Origin of the sequence: Pantoea anthophila (genome assembly GCF_026104315.1) — a bacterium.
GTDB classification, from domain to species: Bacteria; Pseudomonadota; Gammaproteobacteria; order Enterobacterales; family Enterobacteriaceae; genus Pantoea; species Pantoea anthophila.
The window spans coordinates 1,431,723-1,454,940 of sequence record NZ_CP110473.1 but is presented as its reverse complement, the minus strand read 5'-3'; the positions used below and the strand labels follow the sequence as shown (position 1 = coordinate 1,454,940).

Here is a 23,218-nt window from a genome sequence, read left to right as displayed (position 1 = left end):
CTATTCATATATAGACTTATTTATAATGCTGACTATCAGCACTCTTTTTTATATCGTAACAATGACGTTAATCAGAAGATTAAGGAGCACTTAGAATGCCAATTCCTCCCTATATGTGGCTTAAGGACGACGGCGGCGCAGATATTAAAGGTTCCGTTGACGTGCAAGATCGTAATGGTAGTATCGAAATTATCGGGCTCAGCCACGGTATAAATCTGCCTGTAGACAGCGCAAACGGTAAAATAACGGGTACGCGGCAGCATTCACCCATGATGATAGAAAAAGAGGTTGATAGCTCTACGCCCTATCTCTATAAAGCTGCGGCCACAGGCCAGACACTTAAAAGTGCTGAGATAAAATTTTATAATATTAACGATGCTGGCCAGGAAGTTTGTTATTACAGCGTCTTGATGGAAAACGTTAGAATCACTGGCGTTAATTGTAGCGTCCCTAATGTTAAACTTGAAGGTAATAACAAGATGAATCATACTGAAAGCGTGAGCATTCAGTATGAAAAAATAACGTGGAAGATCGTAGATGGTAATATTCAATATGCAGATGCATGGAATGAAAGACATACGGCGTAATTAATAAAAAACCCGGTGAAAGCCGGGTTGATGTTGGCAGATAAAAAGTAAAGCCAATAGCATCGGAAAGGGTTTATGAGTACGGGTATTATTAACCACGCTACCGCACATCCAACTATCACCGATTACCGCGCCATCCTCCTTTTCACTACCAGCCTCCCTGCATCTGCGACCAAAATACACGCAGTATTACAAGTGCTCTAATCCGATTGCAGGCATACTGAAGAGTAAGTGCAGGATATCAACTGAACTTAGCCGCTGGGCTTTTACCGTTCAATTTGTAGGTATACTGAATCAGTATCCCCCTGTTTGGCGATATGTGTCCCCGGCCCATCAGCATCTGAAATTTCAGCCGGGCCGGATTATGGTTTACCATGTAGGGAGCGTAATTAAGGGTCACTCAGCGCCTTAATAATTTCTGGTACACAGCAAAATGTGCTTCTGGTACGCATCCGGAACACGATGTTGCCGGTATAACAGCGAAAAGTAACGAAAGGCAAATGTGAACAAACCCAGGCAATGAAATGATGAAAATTGTTTTAACTCAGCAAGTTAATGAAAAATGACGAACGGTAACGCACATTGAAAAACGACCCCGGACAACCTACCTTCCTCTTTCACGATTACGAGACCTTCGGCACCAGCCCGTCGCGCGACCGGCCTGCTCAGTTTGCCGGGCTGCGCACTGACAGTGACTTTAATCCGGTGGGTGAACCCGAAGTCTTCTACTGCCGTCTGCCTGATGACTATCTGCCGCAGCCCGAAGCGGTGATGATTACCGGTATCACGCCTCAGGTGGCGATGACGCGCGGCGTGAATGAAGCGGAGTTTGCTGAACGTATCCATTCCCTGTTTACCACGGAACAAACCTGTGTGGTGGGCTACAACAACGTGCGCTTCGACGATGAAGTCACACGCAATATCTTCTATCGCAACTTCTACGATCCCTATGGCTGGAGCTGGCAGAATGGCAATTCCCGCTGGGACCTGCTCGACGTGATGCGTGCCTGCTATGCGCTACGGCCGGATGGGATCAACTGGCCGGAGAATGAGGAAGGCTTTCCCAGCTTCCGGCTGGAGCATCTGACCAAAGCCAACGGCGTAGCGCATGAAAATGCGCATGATGCGATGTCCGATGTGTACGCCACGCTGGCGATGGCGAAGCTGGTGAAAGAGAAACAGCCAAAGCTGTTTGAATTTTTGTTCACCCATCGTAACAAGAACAAGCTGATGACGCTGATCGACATCCCGCAGATGAAGCCGCTGGTGCATGTCTCAGGTATGTTCGGTGCCGCGCGCGGGAATACCAGCTGGATTGTGCCGCTGGCCTGGCATCCCGATAACCGGAATGCGCTGATCGTGGTGGATCTGGCGGGTGATATGTCACCGCTGCTGGAACTGGATGCCGCTGCACTGCGTGAGCGTCTCTATACGCCGAAAAACGATCTCGGCGATCTGCCGGCCGTGCCGGTTAAGCTGGTGCATATCAATAAGTGTCCGGTTCTGGCCCCGGCCAGCACGCTGCGCCCGGAAGATGCTGCCCGGCTGGGCATCGATCGTCAGCACTGTCTGGCGAATCTGGCCCTGCTGCGCCAGCAGCCCGACGTGCGGGAGAAACTGGTGACGCTGTTTGCCGAAGCAGAGCCGTTTACGCCATCAGACGACGTAGACACGCAACTCTATGATGGCTTCTTCAGTGATGCGGATCGCGCGGGGATGAACATCATCCGCCAGACCGCCCCGGCGAATCTGCCTGCGCTGGACCTGACCTTTGAGAGTGCGCGGGTGGCGAAACTGCTGTTCCGCTACCGGGCGCGTAACTTCCCCGGCACGCTGGATGATGCCGAGCAGCAGCGCTGGCTGCAGCATCGGCGTGAAGTGCTTAACAGCGATCGGGTGCAGGCGTTTATGCAGGAGCTGGAGTCGCTCGCCAGTCTGCATGAAGCCGATGCGGAAAAACTCGGACAGCTGAAAGCGCTCTATCTCTACGCGCAGGATCTGGTCTCCTGAATCCTGAATGCCGCCCGGCATCCTCAGCCGGGTCCGGCACCGGGCTGTGTCGTGGATTACAGCAGTGTCCATGCCAGCCAGGTCAGGGCAAAACCGCTCAGCCCCATTAAGGTGGTCAGTACCGTCCAGGTGCGCAGACCGTCAGCCACTGACAGCCCGAGATAGCGCGTCACCACCCAGAAACCTGCGTCATTGACATGTGACAGTCCCAGCCCGCCAAAGCAGGCCGCCAGCGTCACCAGTACCCGTTGCATGTCCGATACGCCGGTCACCGCCTGCGTCAGCAATCCGCTGGTCGTCAGGATCGCCACCGTGGCGGAGCCCTGTGACGCACGCAGCGCCAGCGACAGGATGAACGCAGCAGGCACCAGCGGCAGATGCAGCGTTTCAAGCGTGACCGCCAGCGCTTTGCCGACGCCCGACTCCACCAGCACTTTGCCGAAAGCGCCACCGGCACCCGCCACCAGTATCACACTGGCAGACGTGGGGATCGCCCGGCCGGTCAGGTCTTCCAGCTTATCTTTGCTCCAGCCACGTCGTACCCCCAGCAGCCAGGCCGCCAGCCCCAGGGCAATCAGCAGAGCAATGGGTGGGGTACCGATTACGGTCATCACGCTCCGCAGCAGATTGCCCTCATCCATCAGGGTGTGGGACAGCGTGCCCAGCACAATCAGGACAATCGGCACCACAATCAGCCCGCTGATGGTCAGCGCGCCAGGCGGTGCGGGCTCATTCTTCTTTTCCTGTCCCTCGGGTTTTGCCATCTGCAGCTGTTCGAGCACGTCCACTGACAGATGATAGTGGCGACGGTTCATCACCTTCGCCACGTAGTAGCCGATGATCCCGACCGGAATCGAAATGGCGATACCCAGCATCATCAGCCAGCCCATGTCGGTGTGCAGGATCCCCGCGGCGGCGGCGGCACCGGGATGGGTCGGCAGCGCCACGTGCACCGTCAGCATCACGCCCGCCATCGGCAGGCCAAACTTCAGGGGTGAGACCCGCGCCACTTTGGTAAATCCATAGATCAGCGGGATAACAATGATGAAGCCTACTTCAAAAAAGACCGGGATTCCGAGGATAAAAGCCGCCATGGTCAGGGCCGCCACGGTCCGTTTTAACCCCAGCGTCTTACTGAAACGCTGCGCCAGCGACTCGGCGCCCCCCGAGGCTTCTATGATCGCGCCGAGCATGGCACCGAGAACGATAATAATGGTGATGTGACCGAGCAGCCCGCCCATACCGGTAACAATCGTCTCCATGATTTTTTCGGCCGGGATGCCCGTGGCGATCGCCACCAGCAGGCTGACAATTAACAGGGCGACAAACGGATGGACTTTAGCTTTGATCACCAGCAGCAGCAGGATCACAATGCTGGCGGTCGCTATGGCTAACAGCAGTGCGGTGGACATAGTAAGCCTCAGAAATGTTTATATTTTTTAGGTTATCGGGGTACAGGGAGAGCAGGTGCAGGGCCGGAAAAAGGGCAAGCCGCTCCCTGCCGGTGCCGGAACACCGGTTTTTTACAGCGCGTTAAATCAGGCTTTTATCTTCCAGGGCGCAAACCAGCCCAGCCCCTCGGTAGTGCGACCGCGCGGGATATACTCGCAGCCCACCCAGCCGCTATAGCCGACTTCATCCAGCAGCGAGAAGAGGTACGGATAATGGATTTCACCCTCATCCGGCTCATGACGGTCCGGTGCTGAGGCGATCTGCACGTGGGCATAGCGCCCGGCATAGTGACGAATCAGATGCGTGAGATTGCCATCCACACGTTGTGCGTGGAAAAGGTCGAGCTGAGTAAAGACGTTAGGGCGATCGATCTGTTCTGCCATCTCCAGCGTCTGATACTGGCTGGCGTAGAGATACCCCGGTTTGGTGGTCGGATTCAGGGCTTCAATCAGCAGGTTGATGCCGTGGGGCGCGAAGCGCTCCGCGGCATAACGCATGTTGTGAATGAAGGTGTCGGCATAGTGCTGACGGTCAGCACCCGGCGGCACGGTGGCCGCCATGACATGCACCTGCGGGCAGTTCAGCGCCAGCGCATAGCTCAGGGCGCGATCGATGTCTGCTCTGGCATCCGCTTCCCGGCCAGGAATAGCGGTAACGCCCCACTCACCCGCCGCGACGTTGCCGGGGGCGGTATTAAAGAGCACGAGCTGTAGCTGATGCTCATCCAGCCACGTTTTGATCTGGCTGGCGGGATAGTCATAGGGAAACATAAACTCTACGGCGCGGAAGCCCGCATCAGCCGCCGCCGCGAAGCGCTCCGCGAACGGCAGTTCCGTAAACAGGGTGGTCAGGTTAGCAGCAAACTTTGGCATTATCGGCTCCTTAATTCCGCCACTTCGGCAGCATTGAGATAACGAATGGGCCGGTCGCCCAGCGTAAAGATTAACCGGGCCGTCTCTTCCAGTTCTTCCGTGTTATCGGCGGCTTCCTGCAGTGATTTTCCCACCACCACCGGGCCATGATTCGCCAGCAAAAAGGCGCGATAGCGGGGGGCCAGCCGCGCCAGATCCTCCGCCAGTCGCCCATCGCCGGGCTTATAGTAGGGCACGACGGGCACATCCCCGACACGCATCACCACATAGGGGGTGAACGGCCGGATACAGTTGTCCGTGTCCAGCCCCTGCAGACAGGAGAGCGCCGTCAGGTAGTGGCTGTGCAGATGCACCACCGCCCGGCAGTCGGGATTATTCAGGTAGAGCGCGCGGTGGAAAGCGATCTCTTTGGAGGGTTTGTCGCCAGAGAGCCACTCTCCCTCCGGCGTCACTTTTGCCAGCCGATCAGCCTGTAACTCGCCGAGGCAGGAGCCGGTCGGCGTCGCCAGCAGATTACCGTCTTCAAGCAGCAGGGAGAGGTTGCCCGCCGAACCGGTGGCATAGCCGCGCTGAAAAAATGAGGCCCCCAGCCGCACCATCTCATCACGCGCCTGCTGCTCAGTTAAAGAGAAAGATTCAGTCATAGGTAAACTCCGTTTGCGCGCGGCGGAAAAAGTCTTCGTCGCCAAAATTCCCCGACTTCAGTGCCAGAGAGAGCGGCTGGTGGATATCACGCACCCAGGGTACGCCCGGCGAAATTGTCGGGCCGATGTGAAAGGCGGTCACGCCCAGCGTCTGCGCCACCACACCGGAGGTTTCTCCCCCGGCCACAATAAAGCGCTGCCAGCCGCGCCGTTTCAGCTCCCGCGTCACGGCGGCAAACAGCTGCTCAACGGCCTCACTGCTGCGCTGCGCACCATAGCGCTGCTGGATCGCCTGCAGCTGCTGTGCGTCGGTGGTGGCATAAAGCAGCGGAGCCAGAGAGTGCTGGCTATTGGCTTCCGTCCAGTCACAGAGCTGGCGGGCATAGTCATCTGAATTCTGCATGCAGGGTTCGACCTGCACTTCGCAGGCCGGTGCCTGCTGGCGATAGAGGCTGACCTGCCGGCAGGTCATCTGCGAACAGGAGCCGGACAACACCACGGCGCGCCCACCCTGCGGACGCCCTGCCTGCTCTGCCTGAGCATCCGCCCCGGCTCTCGCCCACTGCCGCGCCAGACCGATAGCCAGCCCGGAACCGCCGGTCACCAGCCGCAGATCGCTGAGGGCCGCGCCCAGAGTCAGCAGATGCTGGTGATGCAGCGTGTCGATCACCACGTAGCTGACGCCCTGCTCTGCCAGCTGATGCATCGCCTGCCGGACGGAGTCGGCGCCCTGGTCGACCTGTGCCGCCGCGATCAGTCCGGCTTTGCCCGTCGCCTGTGATGCCATCAGACGCAGCAGGTTGCTCTCGCGCATGGGCGTAACCGGATGATGGCGCATCCCCGACTCCGACAGCAGCTGGTCACCAACAAACAGATGGCCCTGATAGACCGTGCGGCCATTGACCGGCAGAGCCGGACAGATAACGGTCTGCGTCTCACCCAGCGCCTTCATCAGGGCATCGGTCACCGGACCAATATTGCCCTGGGCGGTGCTGTCGAAGGTGGAGCAATATTTAAAATAGAAGCGCTGGCAGCCCTGCTGCTGCAACCACGCCAGCGCAGCCAGCGACTGAGCAACCGCCTGCTCTGCCGGACAGGAGCGACTCTTCAGGCTGATCACCATCGCCTGGGCATCGGTGGCGATTTCACCGCCGGGAATGCCGTTGAACTGAATGGTGCTCAGCCCGTTCTGCACCAGAAAGCTGGCGATGTCGGTGGCACCGGTAAAATCATCTGCGATTACACCAAGACGCATCATCCCTCCTCCTTCGCCTGCGGCAGCGTTATGCCGCTGAAGATCTTGATCACGGCGCTGTCATCCTCACGACCATAACCGGCGTTGCTGGCTTCGGTGAACATAGTAAGCGCGGTGGAGGCCAGCGGCAGCGGAAAATGCAGTGCTTTGGCGGTGTCGGCCACCAGGTTAAGATCTTTCACAAAGATATCGACAGCCGATTTCGGGCTGTAGTCACCGTCTACCACATGCTTCATACGGTTCTCGAACATCCATGAATTACCCGCAGCGTTGGTGACCACTTCATACATCGTTTCCAGCGGAATACCGGCTCGTGCCGCCAGCGCCATCGCTTCTGCCCCCACCGCGATGTGAACGCCCGCCAGCAGCTGATGGATAATTTTGACGGTGGAGCCCGCCCCGATCTCACTGCCCACGCGATAGACTTTGGCCGCGACCGCATCCAGTACCGGTTGCAGCTGGCTAAACGCCGCCTCACTGCCGGACGCCATGACCGTCATCTCACCGCTGGCCGCTTTGGCAGCCCCGCCGGAGACCGGTGCATCGAGCATCAGCAGCTGATGCTGCGCCAGCTGCTGCTCAATCTGCTGCGCGTCGCTGGCTGACAGCGTGGATGAGACCATCACCACGGTCCCCGGACGCAGCTTTGCCGCCAGGCCATTTTCACCAAACAGAACCGCGTTCACCTGCTGTGCATTGACCACCAGCAGCAAAACAGCATCGAGCTGGTCAGCAAAGGCAGATGCCGAGGGCTGCGCATCGCGCGCACCTGCCCGTCGCAACGTCTCAAGTGCGGCCGGATTTAAATCGACGCCCCAGGTGTTGAGACCGGCGCGCAGGCAGGATTGTGCAGCCCCCATGCCCATGGATCCTAACCCGATAACACAGATGTTCTTCGCTGGCACGTTACGCCCCCTGTTAAATTAAGTGATTATTTGTTTGTTACTGTTAATCGTGCCAGCATCCGGCGGCTGAAAATGTGTCACGTCTCACAAAAAACATCACAGCTTCGTCAGAGAACAATTTTTAACACGGTCGAGCTTCCCTTTTATGTCTGGGAATCTGAACATACTCTCAGCCCTGACCCTGTGATTATCTGTTCTGATAAACCATGAAATACACTACAATGTGAAAAAATGGTAAATAGCAGGAGCAGGTATGATTCCGGTTGAACGTCATCAACAGATCCTTGCCTTGGTGGCCGATCGTGGTGTGGTGAGCATCGCCGAGCTGACGGAGCGGCTGGGAGTCTCACACATGACGATACGTCGTGATGTGCAGAAACTGGAGGAACAGGGTGCGGTGCTGTCAGTCTCCGGCGGCGTACGCACTGCCGATCGGCTGGCGGCTGAGCCTTCACATCTCACCAAAAGTACCCTCTTTAACGATGAGAAATATGCGATTGGCCGCACCGCCGCCCGGCACATTCCCCGCAATAGCTGCATCTATCTGGATGCCGGCACCACCATGCTGGCCCTGGCGAGAGAGGTAGTGGATCGTGATGATTTACTGGTGGTGACCAACGATTTCATGGTCGCGAATCTGTTGATGGAGGGCAGTCAGTGCAGAGTGATTCACACCGGCGGAACGGTCTGCCGGGAAAACCGCTCCTGCGTCGGCGAATCGGCAGCAAGAAGCCTGCGTCATCTGGCGATTGATATCGCGTTTATCTCTGCCTCCTGCTGGGGGCCGCGAGGCCTGTTTACGCCCGATGAAGATAAGGTCACCGTGAAGCAGGCGGTCAGCGAGGTGAGCAGTAAGCGCGTGCTGCTCAGTGACAGTTCGAAGTACAGCCGGATAGCAACGTTTCTGGCGTTGCCGCTGGAGAGGTTTGATCAGATCATTACCGACAAAAAGTTGAGTGAAGCGGCGCTGGAACAGTTAAAGGCGGGGAGCTGGGAGCTGGTACTGGCAGGTTAGGTTATTGCCGCCTTCCCGGAAGAGCCGGAAAGGCGGCAACGTCGTCGCGATTAAATCTCTTCGCTGAACTGCGGCACCGGATTACGGAAGCTGCGGGTCACGAAGGCCAGGTAGATAATCCCGATGGCGGCCCAGATCAGGCCCAGCACCATAGAACTCTCTTCCAGGTTCACCCACAGCGCACCGACCGTCAGCGCACCGAGCAGCGGCAGCAGCAGATACTGAACGTGATCTTTCAGCGTGCGGTTACGCTTCTCACGGATCCAGAACTGCGCGATCACCGACAGGTTCACAAAGGTAAACGCCACCAGCGCACCGAAGTTGATCAGCGCCGTCGCCGTGACCAGGTCGAAGTTAATCGCCATCAGCGCAATCGCGCCCACCAGCAGCACGTTGAGCGACGGGGTACGCCATTTTGGATGGATGTAACCGAAGAAACGCTCCGGGAACACGCCATCACGACCCATGACATACATCAGGCGCGAAACGCCCGCATGCGCCGCCATACCGGATGCCAGCACCGTGACCACCGAGAAGATCAGGATGCCGACCTGCAGCGCTTTACCGGCGACGAACAGCATGATTTCAGGCTGTGACGAGTCCGGGTCCTGGAAACGGCTGATGTCCGGGAAGTAGAGCTGCAGGAAATAGGATGCCGCGATAAAGATCACACCACCGATCAGCGCCGTCAGGAAAATCGCGCGCGGGATGGTGCGTTCTGCATCTTTGGTCTCTTCCGACAGCGAACTGATGCCGTCAAAGCCGAGGAACGAGAAGCAGAGGATCGTCGCACCGGTAATCATCGGCACCACGTGCGCATTCTCAGACCAGAACGGTCTGCTGCTCACCAGAGTGCCCGAACCCACGCCGCTTGCCACACCGTAGATCACCATACCGGTGATACCGAGCATAACAACAACCTGCAGCACCACAATGACGCTGTTGAAGTTGGCGACAGTTTTGATGCCCTTCAGGTTAGAGAGCGTCATGAAACCGACCAGCAGTACCACAAAAATCCACGACGGGATGCCGGGCACCAGCGACTCAAAGTAATTTTTTGCCAGCAGGATGTTGATCATCGGCATGAACAGGTAGTCCAGCAGAGATGACCAGCCAACCATAAAACCGACGTGCGGACTGATTGCCTTCTGAGCGTAGGTATAAGCGGAGCCCGCAGAGGGGAAGCGGCGTACCAGCTTACCGTAGCTCACGGCAGTGAACAGAATCGCAATCAGCGCGAAAGCATAAGCAGTGGCAACGTGACCATCGGTCAGACCAGAAACAATACCAAATGTATCGAACAGGGTCATAGGCTGCATGTAGGCTAAGCCCATCATGACGACCGGAAGTAACGTTAGCGTTTTTTTGAGTTGCGCACGCTGCGGTGCGGCGGAGGTATTAAGCGACATGCTTCAGTCCCCCATGTGCGACAACCTGGCTGGGCTGGGTCACAGGGCAACTGCGCATTAAGCGACAGGGAGTAGGGTTAGCGGTTAACGCGGCGCCGTAATCATCACGAAAACGCGTGCCAGCATTGACTGGCAGTGTGGTAAACATCCCCATCTTTGTAATCCTCAATCTCACGCGTGTGCGTGTTTTCAGTGTTTATCTATCCGGGTGCGTGCCCGGCCTCGGTTAAGTCAGCAAAAATGCTCTGTTAAAACTGAATGCAAAAAAATAACCGGCGCTTAAAGCGTCGGTTATCGTCTGATTTTGCAGGCCGCGTATTCTGCCCAACCACGGGCAGAAATTCAAGCCGTCGGGGCATCATAAGCAAAAAAAGCAATTCAGATTAGCGATTAACGCCCCGGTCAGGCATTTTTCAGCATCCAGTCAATTTCCGTGGCGGTGATCAGCCGTTCAAACTGCATCAGCTCATGGTGTTTGCAGCTGTGCCAGACGCTGGCAAAGCGTTCGCCGAGTAACTTCTGCAGCGGATAGCTGCTGTCAAATTCATACAGGGCATCGCTCTGCCGGATCGGCAGGGCCAGGCCTTCCGCATGATGCCCGTTGCCGGTCACCGGCTGCGGCAGCGGCAGTTGCGTATCCAGTCCGTGCAGCATACCGGCAAGAATAGCAGAAACCACCAGATAGGGGTTGGCATCCGCCCCCGCCACCCGATACTCAATGCGATGGTTGTCAATATCTCCGCACGGCACACGCAGCGCGACGGTGCGATTGTTATGGCCCCATGAGGCCTGTAACGGCACATACGCATCCGGCACAAAGCGGCGATAGGCATTCACGTTGGGCGCCAGCAGTGCCATCGACGCCGGCATCAGGTCGATCATGCCAGCCAGCGCCCGCTTCATCAGCGGCGAATCACTGCCGTCGTCACAGGCGAAGGCGTTATGATCGGCGGCATCCAGCATGCTGATGTGCACATGCATCCCGCTGCCCGCATACTCTTCATAGGGCTTAGCCATAAAGGTGGCGGTCATACCGTGGTTCTCCGCCACCTGCCGGATCAGCCGCTTAAGCTGCACCGCATGGTCGCAGGCGCGCAGCACGTCGCGGGTATGATGCAGGTTGATTTCAAACTGTCCGGGCGAGGCTTCCGCCAGTGCGCCATCGGCCGGTATCCCCTGCTGACGCGCCAGATCGTCAATATCACGCAGCACATCCGCAAAGTGGTCGAGATTATCGACCGAATAAACCTGGCTCTGCATGTTGCGTTCATCACTGCCCGGCGCACAGGGCGGCTGGATAAACCCTTCAGCATCGCGCTTTTTGTCAACCAGATAGAACTCCAGCTCTACCGCTACCACCGGAAAAAGGCCTCGGTTTCGCAGCTGTTGCCACAGCCGGTTGAGGACATTTCGGGGTTCAACGTCAAAGGGAGTGCCATCTTGGTTGCACATAGTTAACAGCAGCTGCGCAATGTGTTGAGGATCGGAGGCGGAGGGAACTAAGGTGCCGCTGACCGGCAGGCAGAGATTGTCGGGTTCGCCCAGTGACTGGCCAAGTCCCGCTTCTTCCACCGTATTGCCGAGGATATCCATGGCGAATACCGAGGCGGGGAAATAACACCCTTTTTCCAGCTTGGGCAGCGCGGAGACCGGAATGCGCTTGCCGCGAAACACACCATTTAAATCATTTAACAGGATGTCGACATACTGCGTTTCAGGATGGCGCTCCAGCCAGGTTTTCACCTCAAGCTGGAACGCGCTGGTTCGTTTCTCTTCACTGTGAAGCGTGAAGTCTTCCACTTCTACCAGGTTAGTCATGATCTCACCCGCCCCTATAAGGTTTGCGTAATGCTCAAAATAACGGCCACACCACTAACATAGCGCCAACATAAAAAGTGTGCAAATGTAACAAATCTGTTTGAAGAACAAACAGCAGATTGCTAGATTGAAAAAATATTGAACACTTAACCGCCAGACGTGCCCTTTCGGTAGATATTTCGAACAGCGAAGCGAGGACGTGAGATGGGCATTATTTTTGACAAGCCGTTGATTGGCGTAGTGATGTGCCAGAAGGATACCGGCGGTCATCCGACTCAGACGGTGCATAACAAATATTGCGATGCACTCGTTCAGGCAGGAGGCGTACCGCTCGCCCTGCCCCACAGTCTGATTAACGCCCCTCATCTATTAGAAAACGCTATGGCTGTGCTGGATGGTCTGCTGCTGACCGGCAGTCCCAGCAATATCGAACCCTGGCACTATGGCGAGGCCGGTGAGGAGCCGCACGCCGATCCGGGTCGTGACCGCCTCGCCTTTCAGCTGATCACCTGGGCCACCAGCCACAAAATGCCGATGTTTGGCATCTGCCGGGGACTGCAGGAGCTGGTGGTGGCGAATGGCGGCAGCCTGTGGCGGGATCTCAGCGCCCGGCCTGACGTTCAGCGTCATCATGAAGATGAGACGCGCCCCCTGGCTGAGCAGTATGCGCCCGTGCATCAGGTGACTGTCGAACCGGACGGCGTGCTGGCGACGCTGTTTGCCGACAGCTCCCTGAAGGTCAATTCTCTGCATCATCAGGGCATCCGCGAGCCGGGACCGCAGCTGCGCATTGAAGCACGCGCAGCCGATGGTCTGGTCGAAGCCGTGAGCCTGCGTCATCACCCTTTCGCCTTGGCGGTGCAGTGGCATCCTGAGTGGCAGCCGGAAACGACGCCGGGATCGCAGGCGCTGTTCAGCGGATTTATACAGGCTGCCATTCGTTATCACAGGGGAAAAGACGATGAGTGATGCCACGCTGGCACCGGGACGGCGGCTGGCGGAGATCCGGCAGACGCTGGGGCTGTCGCAGCGCCGCGTGGCTGAGCTGGCCGGATTGACCCACAGCGCAATCAGCACCATCGAACAGGATAAGGTCAGCCCGGCGGTCAGCACCCTGCAGAAACTGCTGAAGGTCTATGGCCTCTCCCTGTCGGAGTTCTTCTCCGATCCCAGGCCGGATGCAGAGCCGAAAATTATTGTCCGGCCCGGCGAACTGCTGGAGATTGGCAGTCAGGGGGTCTCGCTGAAACTGATCGATAACGGTAAAGCCCAGCGTTCGCTGGGGATGCTGCTGGAAACTTACCAGCCCGGTGCCAGTACCGGTGAGAAGCTGCGTCATCCTGGTGAAGAGACCGGTACGCTGCTGGAGGGGGAAATTATCCTGATGATCAACGGGCAGCGCTTTCATCTCTCTGCCGGAGAGAGTTATGTGATTGATACCGGCTTACCGCACAGCTTCACCAACAGTGCCGATATCCCCTGTCGCATCGTCAGTGCCCACACGCCCGCTAACTTTTAGGCGCATTCAGGAGGTTGTTATGAATTATGTGGAGAGTTATTACGCGGCAACCGCCAATGCCCATGATCCCTGGCCGACGTTGCAGGAGAGCATCCAGTGTGACGTCTGCATTATTGGCGGCGGCTTTACCGGCCTCTCTGCGGCGCTGCATCTGACCGAAGTTGGCTATGACGTGGTCGTGCTGGAAGCCGCGCGCATCGGCTTTGGTGCCAGCGGACGTAACGGCGGCCAGGTGGTCAACTCCTACAGCCGCGACGTGGATGTAATTGAGCAGCGCTACGGCAAAGAGAGCGCCCGCATGCTGGGCAGCATGATGTTTGAAGGCGCAGCGATCATCCGCGATCGCATTGATCGTTACGCGATTGACTGCGATTACCGGCCTGGCGGCATCTTTGCCGCCCTGAATACACGCCAGATGGCACATCTGCAGAAACAGAAAACCCTGTGGCAGCAGTATGGCAATCACGATCTGGAGCTGCTTGATGAACGGGGGATCCGCCGTGAAGTGGCGACCGAACGTTATGTCGGCGGGCTGCTGGACCGGCGCGGCGGCCATCTGCACCCCCTGAATCTGGCGCTGGGCGAAGCGGAAGCGATACGGCGACATGGCGGACGTATCTACGAACAGTCTGCGGCCCTGAAGGTGATTTATGGCTCACCGAATCGGGTAAAAACCGCCCAGGGTGAGGTCAGCGCCACCTTTGTCATCTTCGCCGGTAACGCCTATCTCTCGCCGCAGCTTGAGCCGCGACTGAGCAGGAAAAGCATGCCGTGTGGTTCACAGATTGTGGTTACCGAGCCGCTTTCACCCGATCAGGCCTTGTCGCTGCTGCCTAACAACTACTGCGTGGAAGATTGTAACTACCTGCTGGATTATTTTCGTCTGACCGCGGATAACCGGCTGCTCTATGGCGGCGGCGTGGTCTATGGGGCACGGGAACCGGCAGACATTGAAGCGTTGATCCGTCCCAAACTGCGCCGCACCTTCCCTCAGTTGCAGAACGTCAGGCTGGACTTTAGCTGGAGCGGCAATTTCCTGCTGACGCTCTCGCGCATGCCGCAGTTTGGCCGGCTGGAGAACAATGTCTATTTCATGCAGGGTGACAGCGGTCATGGCGTGACCTGTACCCATCTGTCCGGCAAGCTGATCAGTGAAGTTTTACGCGGCGATGCTGAGCGTTTTGACGCCTTTGCCCGTCTGCCCCATCTGCCCTTCCCCGGCGGCAGAAGCTTTAAGGTGCCACTGACAGCGATGGGCGCGGTGTGGTATGCGCTGCGGGATCGGCTGGGGGTATGAGGTAAGTGACGGTCACTGCTGCCTGCCCGACTGAACTACCGGATTTCAGACGGGCACGGTTTACCCCCAGAATCCCGCCAACAGTATGTTGTAACTAACACACAGTCAAAACAGGAGAAGATGCAGCGGGAGCAGCCGGCTCCCGCAAAACGGTGTTCAGCGCCTTACTCCAGCGGCATCTTCACCGGATCGTCATAGCGATATTCAAACCCCAGCTCGCTGCAGATACGCGACCCGTCAATCAGCTTACCGCTCTCTTTCACTGCCTCTGGCGCGAACTGAGGCGGCTGCAGCCCAAGCTGGCGCGTCACCGCCGGGTAAAAGGTGTCGCGTGAGGGGTGCTTAGGCGCACAGAGGTTATAGGTCCGGCCTCCTTTCGGCGACTGCAGCAGCAGCGTAATCGCCTCAACCACATCATCGAGGTGCACCAGATTGACGCCCTGCGAACCATTTGCCACATCCTGTTTCCCCGCCAGGAAGCGTCCCGGATGGCGTTTGGGCCCGACCAGCCCCGCCAGACGCACAACATCGACGCTGGTGCCAGGCAGATCGTGCAGCCAGTTTTCCAGTTTCACCAGCGTCTTTCCGGCGACAGTTTCGGCGGTCAGCGGGCTGTTTTCCCGCTTAGGCCCGGAGCTGCTGCCATACACAGAGGTGGAGCTGGTAAAGATAATGCGTGGCACCCTGTAAACCAGCGCGGTGTCGACCACATTCTGCACCGCCTGCAGATAGGCCTCGCCCCCTTCTGCGGTGCGGCTGGCGGGCAGCGTCACGATCAGCGCATCAACATTGAACAGCGGTTCGATATCGGCGGCATCACACACCAGTTCAGGCGTCAGCTCCAGCTGAAAGGCCTCAATGCCGCAGCGGCGGGCCGCCTCAACACCGTCCGGCGTAGTTTTACTGCCTGTCACCTGCCAGCCCCGCGCCGTTAACGCCGTGGCCAGCGGCATGCCCAACCAGCCCAGTCCCACAATCGCGACCTTCTTCATATTGACTCCTGACGTAAAACATCCACCCTGACTTCACCGTAGTTTGCCCCCGGATTGCAAACCGGGACAACCTGTTTCAGTGCTTTCCGAACCGGGTCTATAAAAAAGTGTTGCCAACGGCACGCATCTTCGCTAGGTTAAACCCCACAAATGAATACTCATTCATCGACGAGATTATTATGACACGCGTTCAGTTTAACCATCACCACCACCATCATCCTGACTAGTCTTTCAGGCGATTGGTGCTGGAAGACTTTCAAGATCTTCCAGTGGTGCGAACGCAAGAGAACCCCCGGAAGATCGTCTTCCGGGGGTTTTTTTATGGGCTGACGTAACCACACATTCAGGACAGGATTAAGAGGACAGGAACCATGTTAGATAACACCCGTTTACGCATAGCTATGCAGAAATCTGGCCGTTTAAGTGATGATTCACGCGAACTGCTGGCGCGCTGCGGCGTTAAAATCAACCTTCAGCAACAGCGCCTGATTGCGTTTGCGGAGAACATGCCCATCGACATCCTGCGCGTGCGCGATGACGATATTCCTGGCCTGGTCATGGATGGTGTGGTCGATTTAGGCATCATCGGTGAGAACGTGCTGGAAGAGGAGTTACTCTCACGCCGGGCGCAGGGTGAAGACCCGCGTTATTTCACCCTGCGCCGCCTCGACTTCGGCGGCTGCCGCCTGTCGCTGGCGATGGGAACCGATGACGAGTACACCGGCCCGCAGTGCCTCGACAACGCCCGTATCGCCACCTCCTATCCGCACCTGTTAAAGCAGTACCTCGACAAAAAAGGCGTCAGCTTCAAAACCTGTATGCTGAACGGTTCCGTTGAAGTTGCGACCCGCGCCGGTCTGGCTGACGCCATCTGCGACCTGGTCTCCACCGGGGCCACGCTGGAGGCCAATGGCCTGCGTGAAGTGGAAGTGATCTATCGTTCAAAAGCCGTCCTGATTCAGCGCGACGGCGAGATGCCTGCCGCCAAGCAGGAGCTGATTGACAAGATGATGACCCGTATTCAGGGCGTGATCAAAGCGCGCGAATCGAAGTACATCATGCTGCACGCGCCGAGTGAACGCCTGGAAGAGGTGATCAGCCTGCTGCCTGGCGCAGAGCGCCCGACTGTGCTGCCGCTGGCGGGTGATGTCAGCCGCGTGGCGATGCACATGGTCAGCAGCGAAACCCTGTTCTGGGAAACGATGGAAAAACTGAAGTCACTGGGTGCCAGTTCGATTCTGGTGCTGCCAATTGAGAAGATGATGGAGTAAGCCATGGCCTTTTCTACCCCGATTGAATGGCAGCAGTGCACCCCGGAACAGCAGCAGGCGCTGCTGTTACGTCCTGCGATTGCCGCCTCTGACAACGTCACACAGACGGTGCGCGACGTCCTGGAGCAGGTAAAGTCCGGTGGTGATGAGGCGCTGCGCCAGTTCAGCGCCCGGTTCGACAAGGCGCAGGTTGACCAGCTGCGCGTGACCCCGCAGCAAATCGCAGAAGCCAGCGCCCGTCTGAGTGACGCGCTGAAGCAGGCGATGGCTGTGGCGGTGAAGAATATTGAAACCTTCCACAATGCCCAGATCCTGCCGCCCGTGGATGTGGAAACACAGCCCGGCGTGCGCTGCCAGCAGATTACCCGTCCGGTGAAATCGGTCGGGCTCTATATCCCCGGCGGTTCCGCCCCGCTCTTCTCAACCGTGCTGATGCTGGCAACCCCGGCACGCATCGCCGGATGCGGGCGCGTGGTGCTCTGTTCACCTCCGCCGATTGCCGATGAGATCCTTTATGCCGCGCAGCTGTGTGGTGTTGAAGAGGTCTTTCAGGTGGGCGGCGCGCAGGCTATCGCCGCCATGGCTTTCGGCACGGAAACGGTGCCGCGCGTGGACAAAATTTTTGGTCCGGGCAACGCGTGGGTCACCGAGGCAAAACGTCAGGTGAGTCAGCGCCTGGATGGCGCGGCAATCGATATGCCGGCAGGCCCCTCAGAAGTGCTGGTGATCGCCGATGAGGGGGCGACGCCCGCGTTTGTCGCCTCTGATCTGCTTTCACAGGCGGAACACGGCCCTGATTCACAGGTGATTCTGCTGACGCCTTCCCTGAAGCTGGCTGAGGCAGTTGCGGACGCGGTTGAACAGCAGCTGGCACAGCTTCCGCGTGCGGCCACCGCCCGTCAGGCGCTGGAGAGCAGTCGCCTGATCGTGGCGCGGGACCTTGAAGAGTGCGTGGCGATTTCTAACCTCTACGGCCCGGAGCACCTGATTCTGCAGACCCGTCAGCCGCGCGATCTGGTGGACACCATCACCAGCGCCGGTTCCGTCTTCCTGGGCGACTGGTCACCGGAGTCGGCGGGGGATTACGCGTCAGGCACTAACCACGTCCTGCCAACTTACGGTTACACCGCGACCTGTTCCAGCCTGGGACTGGCCGATTTTCAGAGACGCATGACGGTGCAGGAGCTGACGCCGCAGGGTTTCCTGAACCTGGCCGCGACGATTGAAACCCTGGCCGCCGCTGAGCAGTTGGATGCCCACAGGAATGCCGTCACCCTGCGCGTTGCCGCACTGAAGGAGCAAGCATGAGTAAGGATATTGAGCAGCTGGCGCGCGCCAATGTGCGCGCGCTGACCCCCTATATGTCGGCGCGTCGTCTGGGTGGTAACGGCGATGTCTGGCTTAACGCCAACGAGTTTCCGCTGCCGGTGCCGTTTGAGCTGTCGCAGCAGACGCTGAACCGCTATCCCGAGTGTCAGCCGAAAATCGTGATTGAGCGCTACGCCGCCTACGCAGGCTTAACCCCCGAGCAGGTGCTGGTGAGCCGCGGCGCGGATGAAGCCATTGAACTGATCATGCGCGCCTTCTGTGAGCCGGGTCAGGATGCGATTCTGTTCTGTCCACCGACCTATGGCATGTACAGCGTCAGCGCCGAAACCATCGGCATCGAATACCGCACCGCTCCCGCGCTGGACGGCTGGCAGCTGAACCTGCCCGCGATTGCAGAGCAGCTGGAAGGCGTTAAAGTCGTTTATCTCTGCAGCCCCAACAACCCGACCGGTAACCTGATCAATCAGGAGGATATCCGTCAGCTGCTGGCGATGACCGCCGGAAAAGCGCTGGTCGTGGCCGATGAGGCCTATATTGAGTTCTGCCCGCAGGCGACCCTGACCGGATGGCTTAAGGATTATCCGCATCTGGTGATCCTGCGTACGCTCTCGAAAGCCTTTGCGCTGGCAGGCCTGCGTTGTGGTTTTGCGCTGGCGAATAAGCCGGTGATCGACCTGCTGATGAAGGTCATTGCCCCCTACCCGCTGGCGACGCCCGTGGCCGACGTTGCGGGTCAGGCACTCAGCGAGCAGGGTATCGCCCTGATGCGTGAGCATGTGGCGCAGCTGAATGCCAGTCGCGGCTGGCTGCTGGATGCACTGGCTCAGCTCAGCTGCGTGGAGCAGGTTTTCCCCAGTGAAACCAACTATGTGCTGGCGCGCTTTACCGATTCGCCTAAAGTCTTTAAAACCTTATGGGATCAGGGCATTATCCTGCGTGATCAAAACAAAAACCCAGGCCTGTCGGGATGCCTGCGCATCTCCATCGGCACGCGTGAAGAGTGCGAACGAGTGATCGCCGCGCTGCAAGCCTTTTCTGTGGAGCAAGCATGAGCCAGAAGACCCTTTTTATTGACCGCGATGGCACCCTCATCTCTGAGCCGCCTGAGGATTATCAGGTTGACCGACTGGATAAGCTGGCGTTTGAGCCAGACGTTATCCCGGCGCTGCTGGCGCTGCAGGCCGCCGGTTATCGGCTGGTGATGATCACCAATCAGGATGGTCTGGGCACCGCCAGTTTCCCACAGGCGGACTTCGATGGCCCGCACAATCTGATGATGCAGGTGCTGACCTCACAGGGTATCGCGTTTGATGATGTGCTGATTTGCCCGCATATGCCAGACGACCACTGCGACTGCCGCAAGCCGAAAACCAGAATGGTGGAAGCCTGGCTGGCGGAAGGCGCGCTCGATACCGCCAACAGCTACGTCATCGGCGATCGCCTGACCGACGTTCAGCTGGCGGAGAACATGGGCATTCAGGCTATCCGCTACGGCGCAGATGGCCAGAGCTGGCAGACCATCCAGCAACGCCTGACCCAGCGCGATCGTCATGCGCTGGTGCAGCGCAACACCAAAGAGACGCAGGTTCGGGTTGAACTGTGGCTGGACCGCGAAGGCGGCAGTAAGATCAATACCGGCGTGGGCTTCTTCGACCACATGCTGGATCAGATTGCGGTGCACGGCGGTTTCCGCATGCACATTGAAGTGAAAGGCGATCTCTATATTGACGATCATCACACGGTGGAAGATACCGGTCTGGCCCTGGGGGAAGCGCTGCTGAAAGCACTGGGCGACAAACGCGGTATTGGCCGTTTTGGCTTCGTGCTGCCGATGGACGAATGCCTGGCGCGCTGTGCGCTCGATATCTCCGGCCGTCCGCACATCGAGTTCAAAGCCGAGTTCAACTACCAGCGTGTGGGTGACCTCAGCACCGAGATGGTCGAGCACTTCTTCAGCTCGCTCTCTTACGCCATGATGAGCACCCTGCATCTCAAAACCAAAGGCAAGAACGACCATCACCGTGTCGAGAGCCTGTTCAAAGCCTTTGGTCGTACGCTGCGCCAGGCGATTCGCGTAGAGGGTAATACCCTGCCGAGCTCGAAAGGAGTGCTGTGATGAACGTGGTGATCATGGATACCGGCTGCGCCAACCTCTCATCAGTGAAATGGGCGATTGAACGTCTGGGCTACCGCCCGGAAGTCAGCCGCGATCCTGATGTGGTCCTGCGCGCTGACAAACTGTTTCTGCCGGGCGTTGGCACCGCGAAGGCGGCGATGACGCAGCTGGAAGAGCGTGACCTGATCGATCTGGTGAAAGCCTGTACCCAGCCGGTGCTGGGGATCTGTCTGGGGATGCAGTTGCTGGGACGCGGCAGCGATGAAAACGGCGGTGTGCCGACGCTGGGCATTATTGATGAACCGGTTTCGTTGATGGACACGCAGGGTCTGCCGCTGCCGCACATGGGCTGGAACCAGATTACCGCGCAGGCGGGCAATCACCTGTTCCGCGGCATCGACGATGGCAGCTATTTCTACTTTGTTCACAGCTACGCCATGCCGGTCAACGCCAGCACCATCGCACAGTGTCACTACGGCGAAGCCTTCACCGCAGCGGTGCAGAAGGATAACTTCTTCGGCGTCCAGTTCCACCCGGAGCGTTCGGGCAAAGCGGGCGCACAGTTGCTGAAAAATTTCCTGGAGATGTAATGATTATCCCCGCGTTAGATTTAATCGACGGTAAAGTCGTTCGTCTGCATCAGGGCGATTATGGGCAGCAGCGCGATTACGGCAGTGACCCGCTGCCGCGTCTGCAGGATTACGTTCGTCAGGGCGCAACCGTTCTGCATCTGGTGGATTTGACCGGCGCGAAAGATCCGGCGAAGCGTCAGATCTCCCTGCTGAAAACCCTGCTGGAAGGGGTGGATGTGACGGTGCAGGTCGGTGGAGGCATCCGCAGCCGTGACGATGTGCACGCCCTGCTGGAAGCCGGTGCCAGTCGTGTGGTGGTGGGTTCCACCGCCATTAAACAGCCGGAAGAGGTCAAACGGTGGTTTGCCGAGTTTGGCGCTGAGGCGATCGTGCTGGCGCTGGATGTGCGTATCGACGCCAGTAACCGTAAAGAAGTGGCCATCAGCGGCTGGCAGGAAGCGGCAGGCGTGACGCTGGAAGAGGTGATTACCGATTTCCAGCAGGTGGGACTGAAGCACGTGCTCTGCACGGATATCTCCCGTGACGGCACCCTCAGTGGCTCCAACGTCGCCCTCTATCAGGAAGTGACCGCACGCTTCCCGTCCATCGCCTTCCAGTCCTCTGGCGGCATTGGCGAACTTAATGATATCGCCGCCCTGCGCGGCAGCGGTGTTCAGGGCGTCATTGTCGGTCGTGCGCTGCTGGAAGATAAATTCACTGTTTCGGAGGCGATCTCATGCTGGCAAAACGGATAATTCCCTGCCTTGATGTGCGTGACGGCCAGGTGGTCAAAGGCGTACAGTTTCGTAATCACGAGATCATCGGTGACATCGTGCCGCTGGCCCAGCGCTACGCCGCCGAAGGGGCCGACGAACTGGTGTTCTACGACATCACCGCCTCCTCCGATGGCCGGGTCGTAGACAAGAGCTGGGTGTCGCGGGTAGCGGAAGTGATCGATATTCCGTTCTGCGTGGCGGGCGGTATCAAAACCCCCGAAGACGCGGCGCGTATCCTGGAATTTGGTGCGGATAAGATTTCGATCAACTCACCGGCGCTGGCTGACCCGACGCTGATCACCCGCCTCGCGGATCGTTTCGGCGTGCAGTGTATTGTGGTCGGGATCGACACCTGGTTCGATGAGAGCAGCGGCAAATATCAGGTTAATCAGTACACCGGTGACGAAGCGCGCACCCGCCTGACCCAGTGGGAAACGCTGGAGTGGGTGCAGGAAGTGCAGAAGCTGGGCGCGGGTGAAATCGTGCTGAACATGATGAATCAGGATGGCGTGCGTAATGGCTATGACCTGGTGCAGCTGAAGAAAATGCGGGATGTCTGCAAGGTGCCGCTGATCGCCTCTGGCGGCGCAGGTACGATGCAGCACTTCCTGGAAGCCTTTACCGAAGCCAATGTTGATGGGGCGCTGGCCGCCTCGGTATTCCATAAGCAGATTATTAATATCGGTGAGCTGAAGAGCTTCCTGATCGACAACGGAGTGGAGATTCGCGCGTGCTAACCGAACAACAACAGGCTCAGCTCGACTGGGACAAAACAGAAGGCATGATGCCGGTCATCGTGCAGCACAATGTCTCAGGCGAAGTCCTGATGCATGGCTACATGAATCCGGCGGCACTGGAAAAAACGCTGGCTGAAGGCAACGTCACCTTTTTCTCCCGTACCAAAAACCGTTTGTGGACCAAAGGTGAAACCTCCGGCAACTTTCTGCAGGTGGTCAGCATTACGCCAGACTGCGACAACGACACGCTGCTGATCCTGGCCAATCCGATTGGCCCGACCTGCCATCTGGGCACCAGCAGCTGCTTCTCCCCCGCGGCACCGGAGTGGACCTTCCTTTACCAGCTGGAGCAGCTGCTCGCTTCGCGCAAAACAGCCGATCCGGAGAGCTCTTACACCGCCCGCCTCTACGCCAGCGGCACCAAGCGTATCGCGCAGAAAGTGGGTGAAGAAGGGGTGGAAACCGCGCTGGCGGCAACCGTCAACGACCGGCATGAGCTCACCAATGAAGCCTCAGACCTGGTCTATCATCTGATGGTGCTGTTGCAGGATCAGGATCTCGACTTCAGCACGGTGATCAATAACCTGCGCGACCGCCATCAGTAAATGTGCAACATACTGCTCAGAATACCGTTTTTATGCG

Annotated in this window: 23 protein-coding genes and 1 other annotated feature; of the genes, 15 read left to right on the top strand and 8 right to left on the bottom strand. The window is 58.0% G+C overall.

Translation table 11 applies throughout. The annotated features are described in order from the left end of the window. The first annotated feature begins 95 nt into the window (after positions 1–95). On the top strand, positions 96–587 hold the full coding sequence (locus tag OJ965_RS09255; RefSeq protein WP_154927657.1) for an Hcp family type VI secretion system effector: 492 nt from the start codon (positions 96–98) through the stop codon (positions 585–587). A 582-nt stretch (positions 588–1,169) separates the two neighbouring features. Next, positions 1,170–2,597 carry an exodeoxyribonuclease I gene (sbcB, locus tag OJ965_RS09250; RefSeq protein WP_265138937.1) on the top strand — a complete coding sequence of 476 codons (1,428 nt, stop codon included), beginning with the start codon at positions 1,170–1,172 and terminating at the stop codon, positions 2,595–2,597. A gap of 56 nt (positions 2,598–2,653) precedes the next feature. Here sbcB and OJ965_RS09245 read toward each other — a convergent pair whose 3' ends face one another. The 5 genes from OJ965_RS09245 to ltnD form a co-directional block, all read right to left on the bottom strand. After that, a complete protein-coding gene (locus tag OJ965_RS09245; protein WP_111208601.1) occupies positions 2,654–4,009 on the bottom strand; it encodes a GntP family transporter in 1,356 nt (451 codons plus the stop codon). A gap of 126 nt (positions 4,010–4,135) precedes the next feature. Continuing rightward, positions 4,136–4,921 (bottom strand): HPr family phosphocarrier protein, encoded by a 786-nt coding sequence (locus OJ965_RS09240; protein ID WP_265138934.1) that lies wholly within the window; start codon positions 4,919–4,921, stop codon positions 4,136–4,138. Beyond that, a complete protein-coding gene (gene otnC / locus OJ965_RS09235) occupies positions 4,921–5,565 on the bottom strand; it encodes a 3-oxo-tetronate 4-phosphate decarboxylase (RefSeq protein ID WP_009089340.1) in 645 nt (214 codons plus the stop codon). Before otnC ends, OJ965_RS09240 begins: the two co-directional genes overlap by 1 nt. Then, positions 5,558–6,820 carry a 3-oxo-tetronate kinase gene (otnK, locus tag OJ965_RS09230; RefSeq protein ID WP_058956732.1) on the bottom strand — a complete coding sequence of 421 codons (1,263 nt, stop codon included), beginning with the start codon at positions 6,818–6,820 and terminating at the stop codon, positions 5,558–5,560. Before otnK ends, otnC begins: the two co-directional genes overlap by 8 nt. Next, positions 6,820–7,725: an L-threonate dehydrogenase gene (gene ltnD, locus OJ965_RS09225; protein WP_033736190.1), complete on the bottom strand. Its 906-nt coding sequence runs from the start codon at positions 7,723–7,725 to the stop codon at positions 6,820–6,822. Before ltnD ends, otnK begins: the two co-directional genes overlap by 1 nt. A gap of 253 nt (positions 7,726–7,978) precedes the next feature. On the opposite strand from ltnD, the gene ygbI reads away from it, so the two are divergent. Then, positions 7,979–8,740, top strand: coding sequence for a DNA-binding transcriptional repressor YgbI (ygbI, locus tag OJ965_RS09220; protein WP_009089333.1), 762 nt, complete (start codon positions 7,979–7,981; stop codon positions 8,738–8,740). A gap of 50 nt (positions 8,741–8,790) precedes the next feature. Here ygbI and OJ965_RS09215 read toward each other — a convergent pair whose 3' ends face one another. Next, a complete protein-coding gene (locus OJ965_RS09215; RefSeq protein WP_009089331.1) occupies positions 8,791–10,149 on the bottom strand; it encodes an APC family permease in 1,359 nt (452 codons plus the stop codon). Positions 10,150–10,551: 402 nt separating this feature from the next. Then, complete coding sequence (locus OJ965_RS09210; RefSeq protein ID WP_009089328.1) at positions 10,552–11,967, bottom strand: glutamine synthetase family protein; 1,416 nt, start codon at positions 11,965–11,967, stop codon at positions 10,552–10,554. A 204-nt stretch (positions 11,968–12,171) separates the two neighbouring features. Here OJ965_RS09210 and puuD point away from each other — a divergent pair, with 204 nt between their 5' ends. Genes puuD through OJ965_RS09195 form a run of 3 tightly spaced genes read left to right on the top strand, consistent with a single transcriptional unit; the run spans position 12,172 to position 14,783 of the window. Continuing rightward, complete coding sequence (puuD, locus tag OJ965_RS09205) at positions 12,172–12,936, top strand: gamma-glutamyl-gamma-aminobutyrate hydrolase (RefSeq protein ID WP_154927654.1); 765 nt, start codon at positions 12,172–12,174, stop codon at positions 12,934–12,936. Continuing rightward, the gene (puuR, locus tag OJ965_RS09200) at positions 12,929–13,486 is read left to right on the top strand and encodes an HTH-type transcriptional regulator PuuR (RefSeq protein WP_009089325.1); all 558 of its coding nucleotides are present in this window, start codon (positions 12,929–12,931) and stop codon (positions 13,484–13,486) included. Before puuD ends, puuR begins: the two co-directional genes overlap by 8 nt. 19 nt (positions 13,487–13,505) lie before the next feature. After that, positions 13,506–14,783 (top strand): NAD(P)/FAD-dependent oxidoreductase, encoded by a 1,278-nt coding sequence (locus OJ965_RS09195; protein ID WP_265138930.1) that lies wholly within the window; start codon positions 13,506–13,508, stop codon positions 14,781–14,783. A 164-nt stretch (positions 14,784–14,947) separates the two neighbouring features. Here the strand turns inward: OJ965_RS09195 and OJ965_RS09190 are convergent, their stop codons facing one another. After that, the gene (locus OJ965_RS09190) at positions 14,948–15,775 is read right to left on the bottom strand and encodes an NAD-dependent epimerase/dehydratase family protein (protein ID WP_009089320.1); all 828 of its coding nucleotides are present in this window, start codon (positions 15,773–15,775) and stop codon (positions 14,948–14,950) included. A gap of 179 nt (positions 15,776–15,954) precedes the next feature. On the opposite strand from OJ965_RS09190, the gene hisL reads away from it, so the two are divergent. From hisL to hisIE, 9 genes are all read left to right on the top strand, one after another. Beyond that, on the top strand, positions 15,955–16,002 hold the full coding sequence (gene hisL / locus OJ965_RS09185) for a his operon leader peptide (protein ID WP_100396937.1): 48 nt from the start codon (positions 15,955–15,957) through the stop codon (positions 16,000–16,002). Then, positions 15,978–16,098 (top strand) — a sequence feature (His leader region). Its footprint overlaps the gene before it by 25 nt. A 48-nt stretch (positions 16,099–16,146) precedes the next feature. Next, the gene (gene hisG, locus OJ965_RS09180) at positions 16,147–17,046 is read left to right on the top strand and encodes an ATP phosphoribosyltransferase (protein ID WP_009089318.1); all 900 of its coding nucleotides are present in this window, start codon (positions 16,147–16,149) and stop codon (positions 17,044–17,046) included. 3 nt (positions 17,047–17,049) lie between these two features. Beyond that, the gene (gene hisD, locus OJ965_RS09175; protein WP_265138929.1) at positions 17,050–18,354 is read left to right on the top strand and encodes a histidinol dehydrogenase; all 1,305 of its coding nucleotides are present in this window, start codon (positions 17,050–17,052) and stop codon (positions 18,352–18,354) included. Continuing rightward, the gene (hisC, locus tag OJ965_RS09170; protein ID WP_265138927.1) at positions 18,351–19,427 is read left to right on the top strand and encodes a histidinol-phosphate transaminase; all 1,077 of its coding nucleotides are present in this window, start codon (positions 18,351–18,353) and stop codon (positions 19,425–19,427) included. The genes hisD and hisC overlap by 4 nt, the downstream gene beginning before the upstream one ends. Further along, on the top strand, positions 19,424–20,491 hold the full coding sequence (hisB, locus tag OJ965_RS09165) for a bifunctional histidinol-phosphatase/imidazoleglycerol-phosphate dehydratase HisB (RefSeq protein WP_009089312.1): 1,068 nt from the start codon (positions 19,424–19,426) through the stop codon (positions 20,489–20,491). The genes hisC and hisB overlap by 4 nt, the downstream gene beginning before the upstream one ends. Next, a complete protein-coding gene (gene hisH, locus OJ965_RS09160) occupies positions 20,491–21,081 on the top strand; it encodes an imidazole glycerol phosphate synthase subunit HisH (RefSeq protein ID WP_111208232.1) in 591 nt (196 codons plus the stop codon). Before hisB ends, hisH begins: the two co-directional genes overlap by 1 nt. Further along, positions 21,081–21,818, top strand: a complete 738-nt coding sequence (hisA, locus tag OJ965_RS09155; protein ID WP_265138925.1) for a 1-(5-phosphoribosyl)-5-[(5-phosphoribosylamino)methylideneamino]imidazole-4-carboxamide isomerase — start codon at positions 21,081–21,083, stop codon at positions 21,816–21,818. Before hisH ends, hisA begins: the two co-directional genes overlap by 1 nt. After that, complete coding sequence (gene hisF / locus OJ965_RS09150) at positions 21,800–22,576, top strand: imidazole glycerol phosphate synthase subunit HisF (protein ID WP_265138923.1); 777 nt, start codon at positions 21,800–21,802, stop codon at positions 22,574–22,576. The genes hisA and hisF overlap by 19 nt, the downstream gene beginning before the upstream one ends. Then, a complete protein-coding gene (gene hisIE, locus OJ965_RS09145) occupies positions 22,570–23,181 on the top strand; it encodes a bifunctional phosphoribosyl-AMP cyclohydrolase/phosphoribosyl-ATP diphosphatase HisIE (protein WP_009089305.1) in 612 nt (203 codons plus the stop codon). Before hisF ends, hisIE begins: the two co-directional genes overlap by 7 nt. Positions 23,182–23,218: the final 37 nt, after the last annotated feature.

Bases quoted from the DNA above. Each gene is read 5' to 3' on its own strand.
- OJ965_RS09255 (WP_154927657.1), top strand. From the start codon at position 96: ATGCCAATTCCTCCCTATATGTGGCTTAAGGACGACGGCGGCGCAGAT.
- OJ965_RS09245 (WP_111208601.1), bottom strand. From the start codon at position 4,009: ATGTCCACCGCACTGCTGTTAGCCATAGCGACCGCCAGCATTGTGATC.
- OJ965_RS09240 (WP_265138934.1), bottom strand. From the start codon at position 4,921: ATGCCAAAGTTTGCTGCTAACCTGACCACCCTGTTTACGGAACTGCCG.
- otnC (WP_009089340.1), bottom strand. From the start codon at position 5,565: ATGACTGAATCTTTCTCTTTAACTGAGCAGCAGGCGCGTGATGAGATG.
- otnK (WP_058956732.1), bottom strand. From the start codon at position 6,820: ATGCGTCTTGGTGTAATCGCAGATGATTTTACCGGTGCCACCGACATC.
- ygbI (WP_009089333.1), top strand. From the start codon at position 7,979: ATGATTCCGGTTGAACGTCATCAACAGATCCTTGCCTTGGTGGCCGAT.
- OJ965_RS09215 (WP_009089331.1), bottom strand. From the start codon at position 10,149: ATGTCGCTTAATACCTCCGCCGCACCGCAGCGTGCGCAACTCAAAAAA.
- OJ965_RS09210 (WP_009089328.1), bottom strand. From the start codon at position 11,967: ATGACTAACCTGGTAGAAGTGGAAGACTTCACGCTTCACAGTGAAGAG.
- puuD (WP_154927654.1), top strand. From the start codon at position 12,172: ATGGGCATTATTTTTGACAAGCCGTTGATTGGCGTAGTGATGTGCCAG.
- puuR (WP_009089325.1), top strand. From the start codon at position 12,929: ATGAGTGATGCCACGCTGGCACCGGGACGGCGGCTGGCGGAGATCCGG.
- OJ965_RS09195 (WP_265138930.1), top strand. From the start codon at position 13,506: ATGAATTATGTGGAGAGTTATTACGCGGCAACCGCCAATGCCCATGAT.
- OJ965_RS09190 (WP_009089320.1), bottom strand. From the start codon at position 15,775: ATGAAGAAGGTCGCGATTGTGGGACTGGGCTGGTTGGGCATGCCGCTG.
- hisG (WP_009089318.1), top strand. From the start codon at position 16,147: ATGTTAGATAACACCCGTTTACGCATAGCTATGCAGAAATCTGGCCGT.
- hisD (WP_265138929.1), top strand. From the start codon at position 17,050: ATGGCCTTTTCTACCCCGATTGAATGGCAGCAGTGCACCCCGGAACAG.
- hisC (WP_265138927.1), top strand. From the start codon at position 18,351: ATGAGTAAGGATATTGAGCAGCTGGCGCGCGCCAATGTGCGCGCGCTG.
- hisB (WP_009089312.1), top strand. From the start codon at position 19,424: ATGAGCCAGAAGACCCTTTTTATTGACCGCGATGGCACCCTCATCTCT.
- hisH (WP_111208232.1), top strand. From the start codon at position 20,491: ATGAACGTGGTGATCATGGATACCGGCTGCGCCAACCTCTCATCAGTG.
- hisA (WP_265138925.1), top strand. From the start codon at position 21,081: ATGATTATCCCCGCGTTAGATTTAATCGACGGTAAAGTCGTTCGTCTG.
- hisF (WP_265138923.1), top strand. From the start codon at position 21,800: ATGCTGGCAAAACGGATAATTCCCTGCCTTGATGTGCGTGACGGCCAG.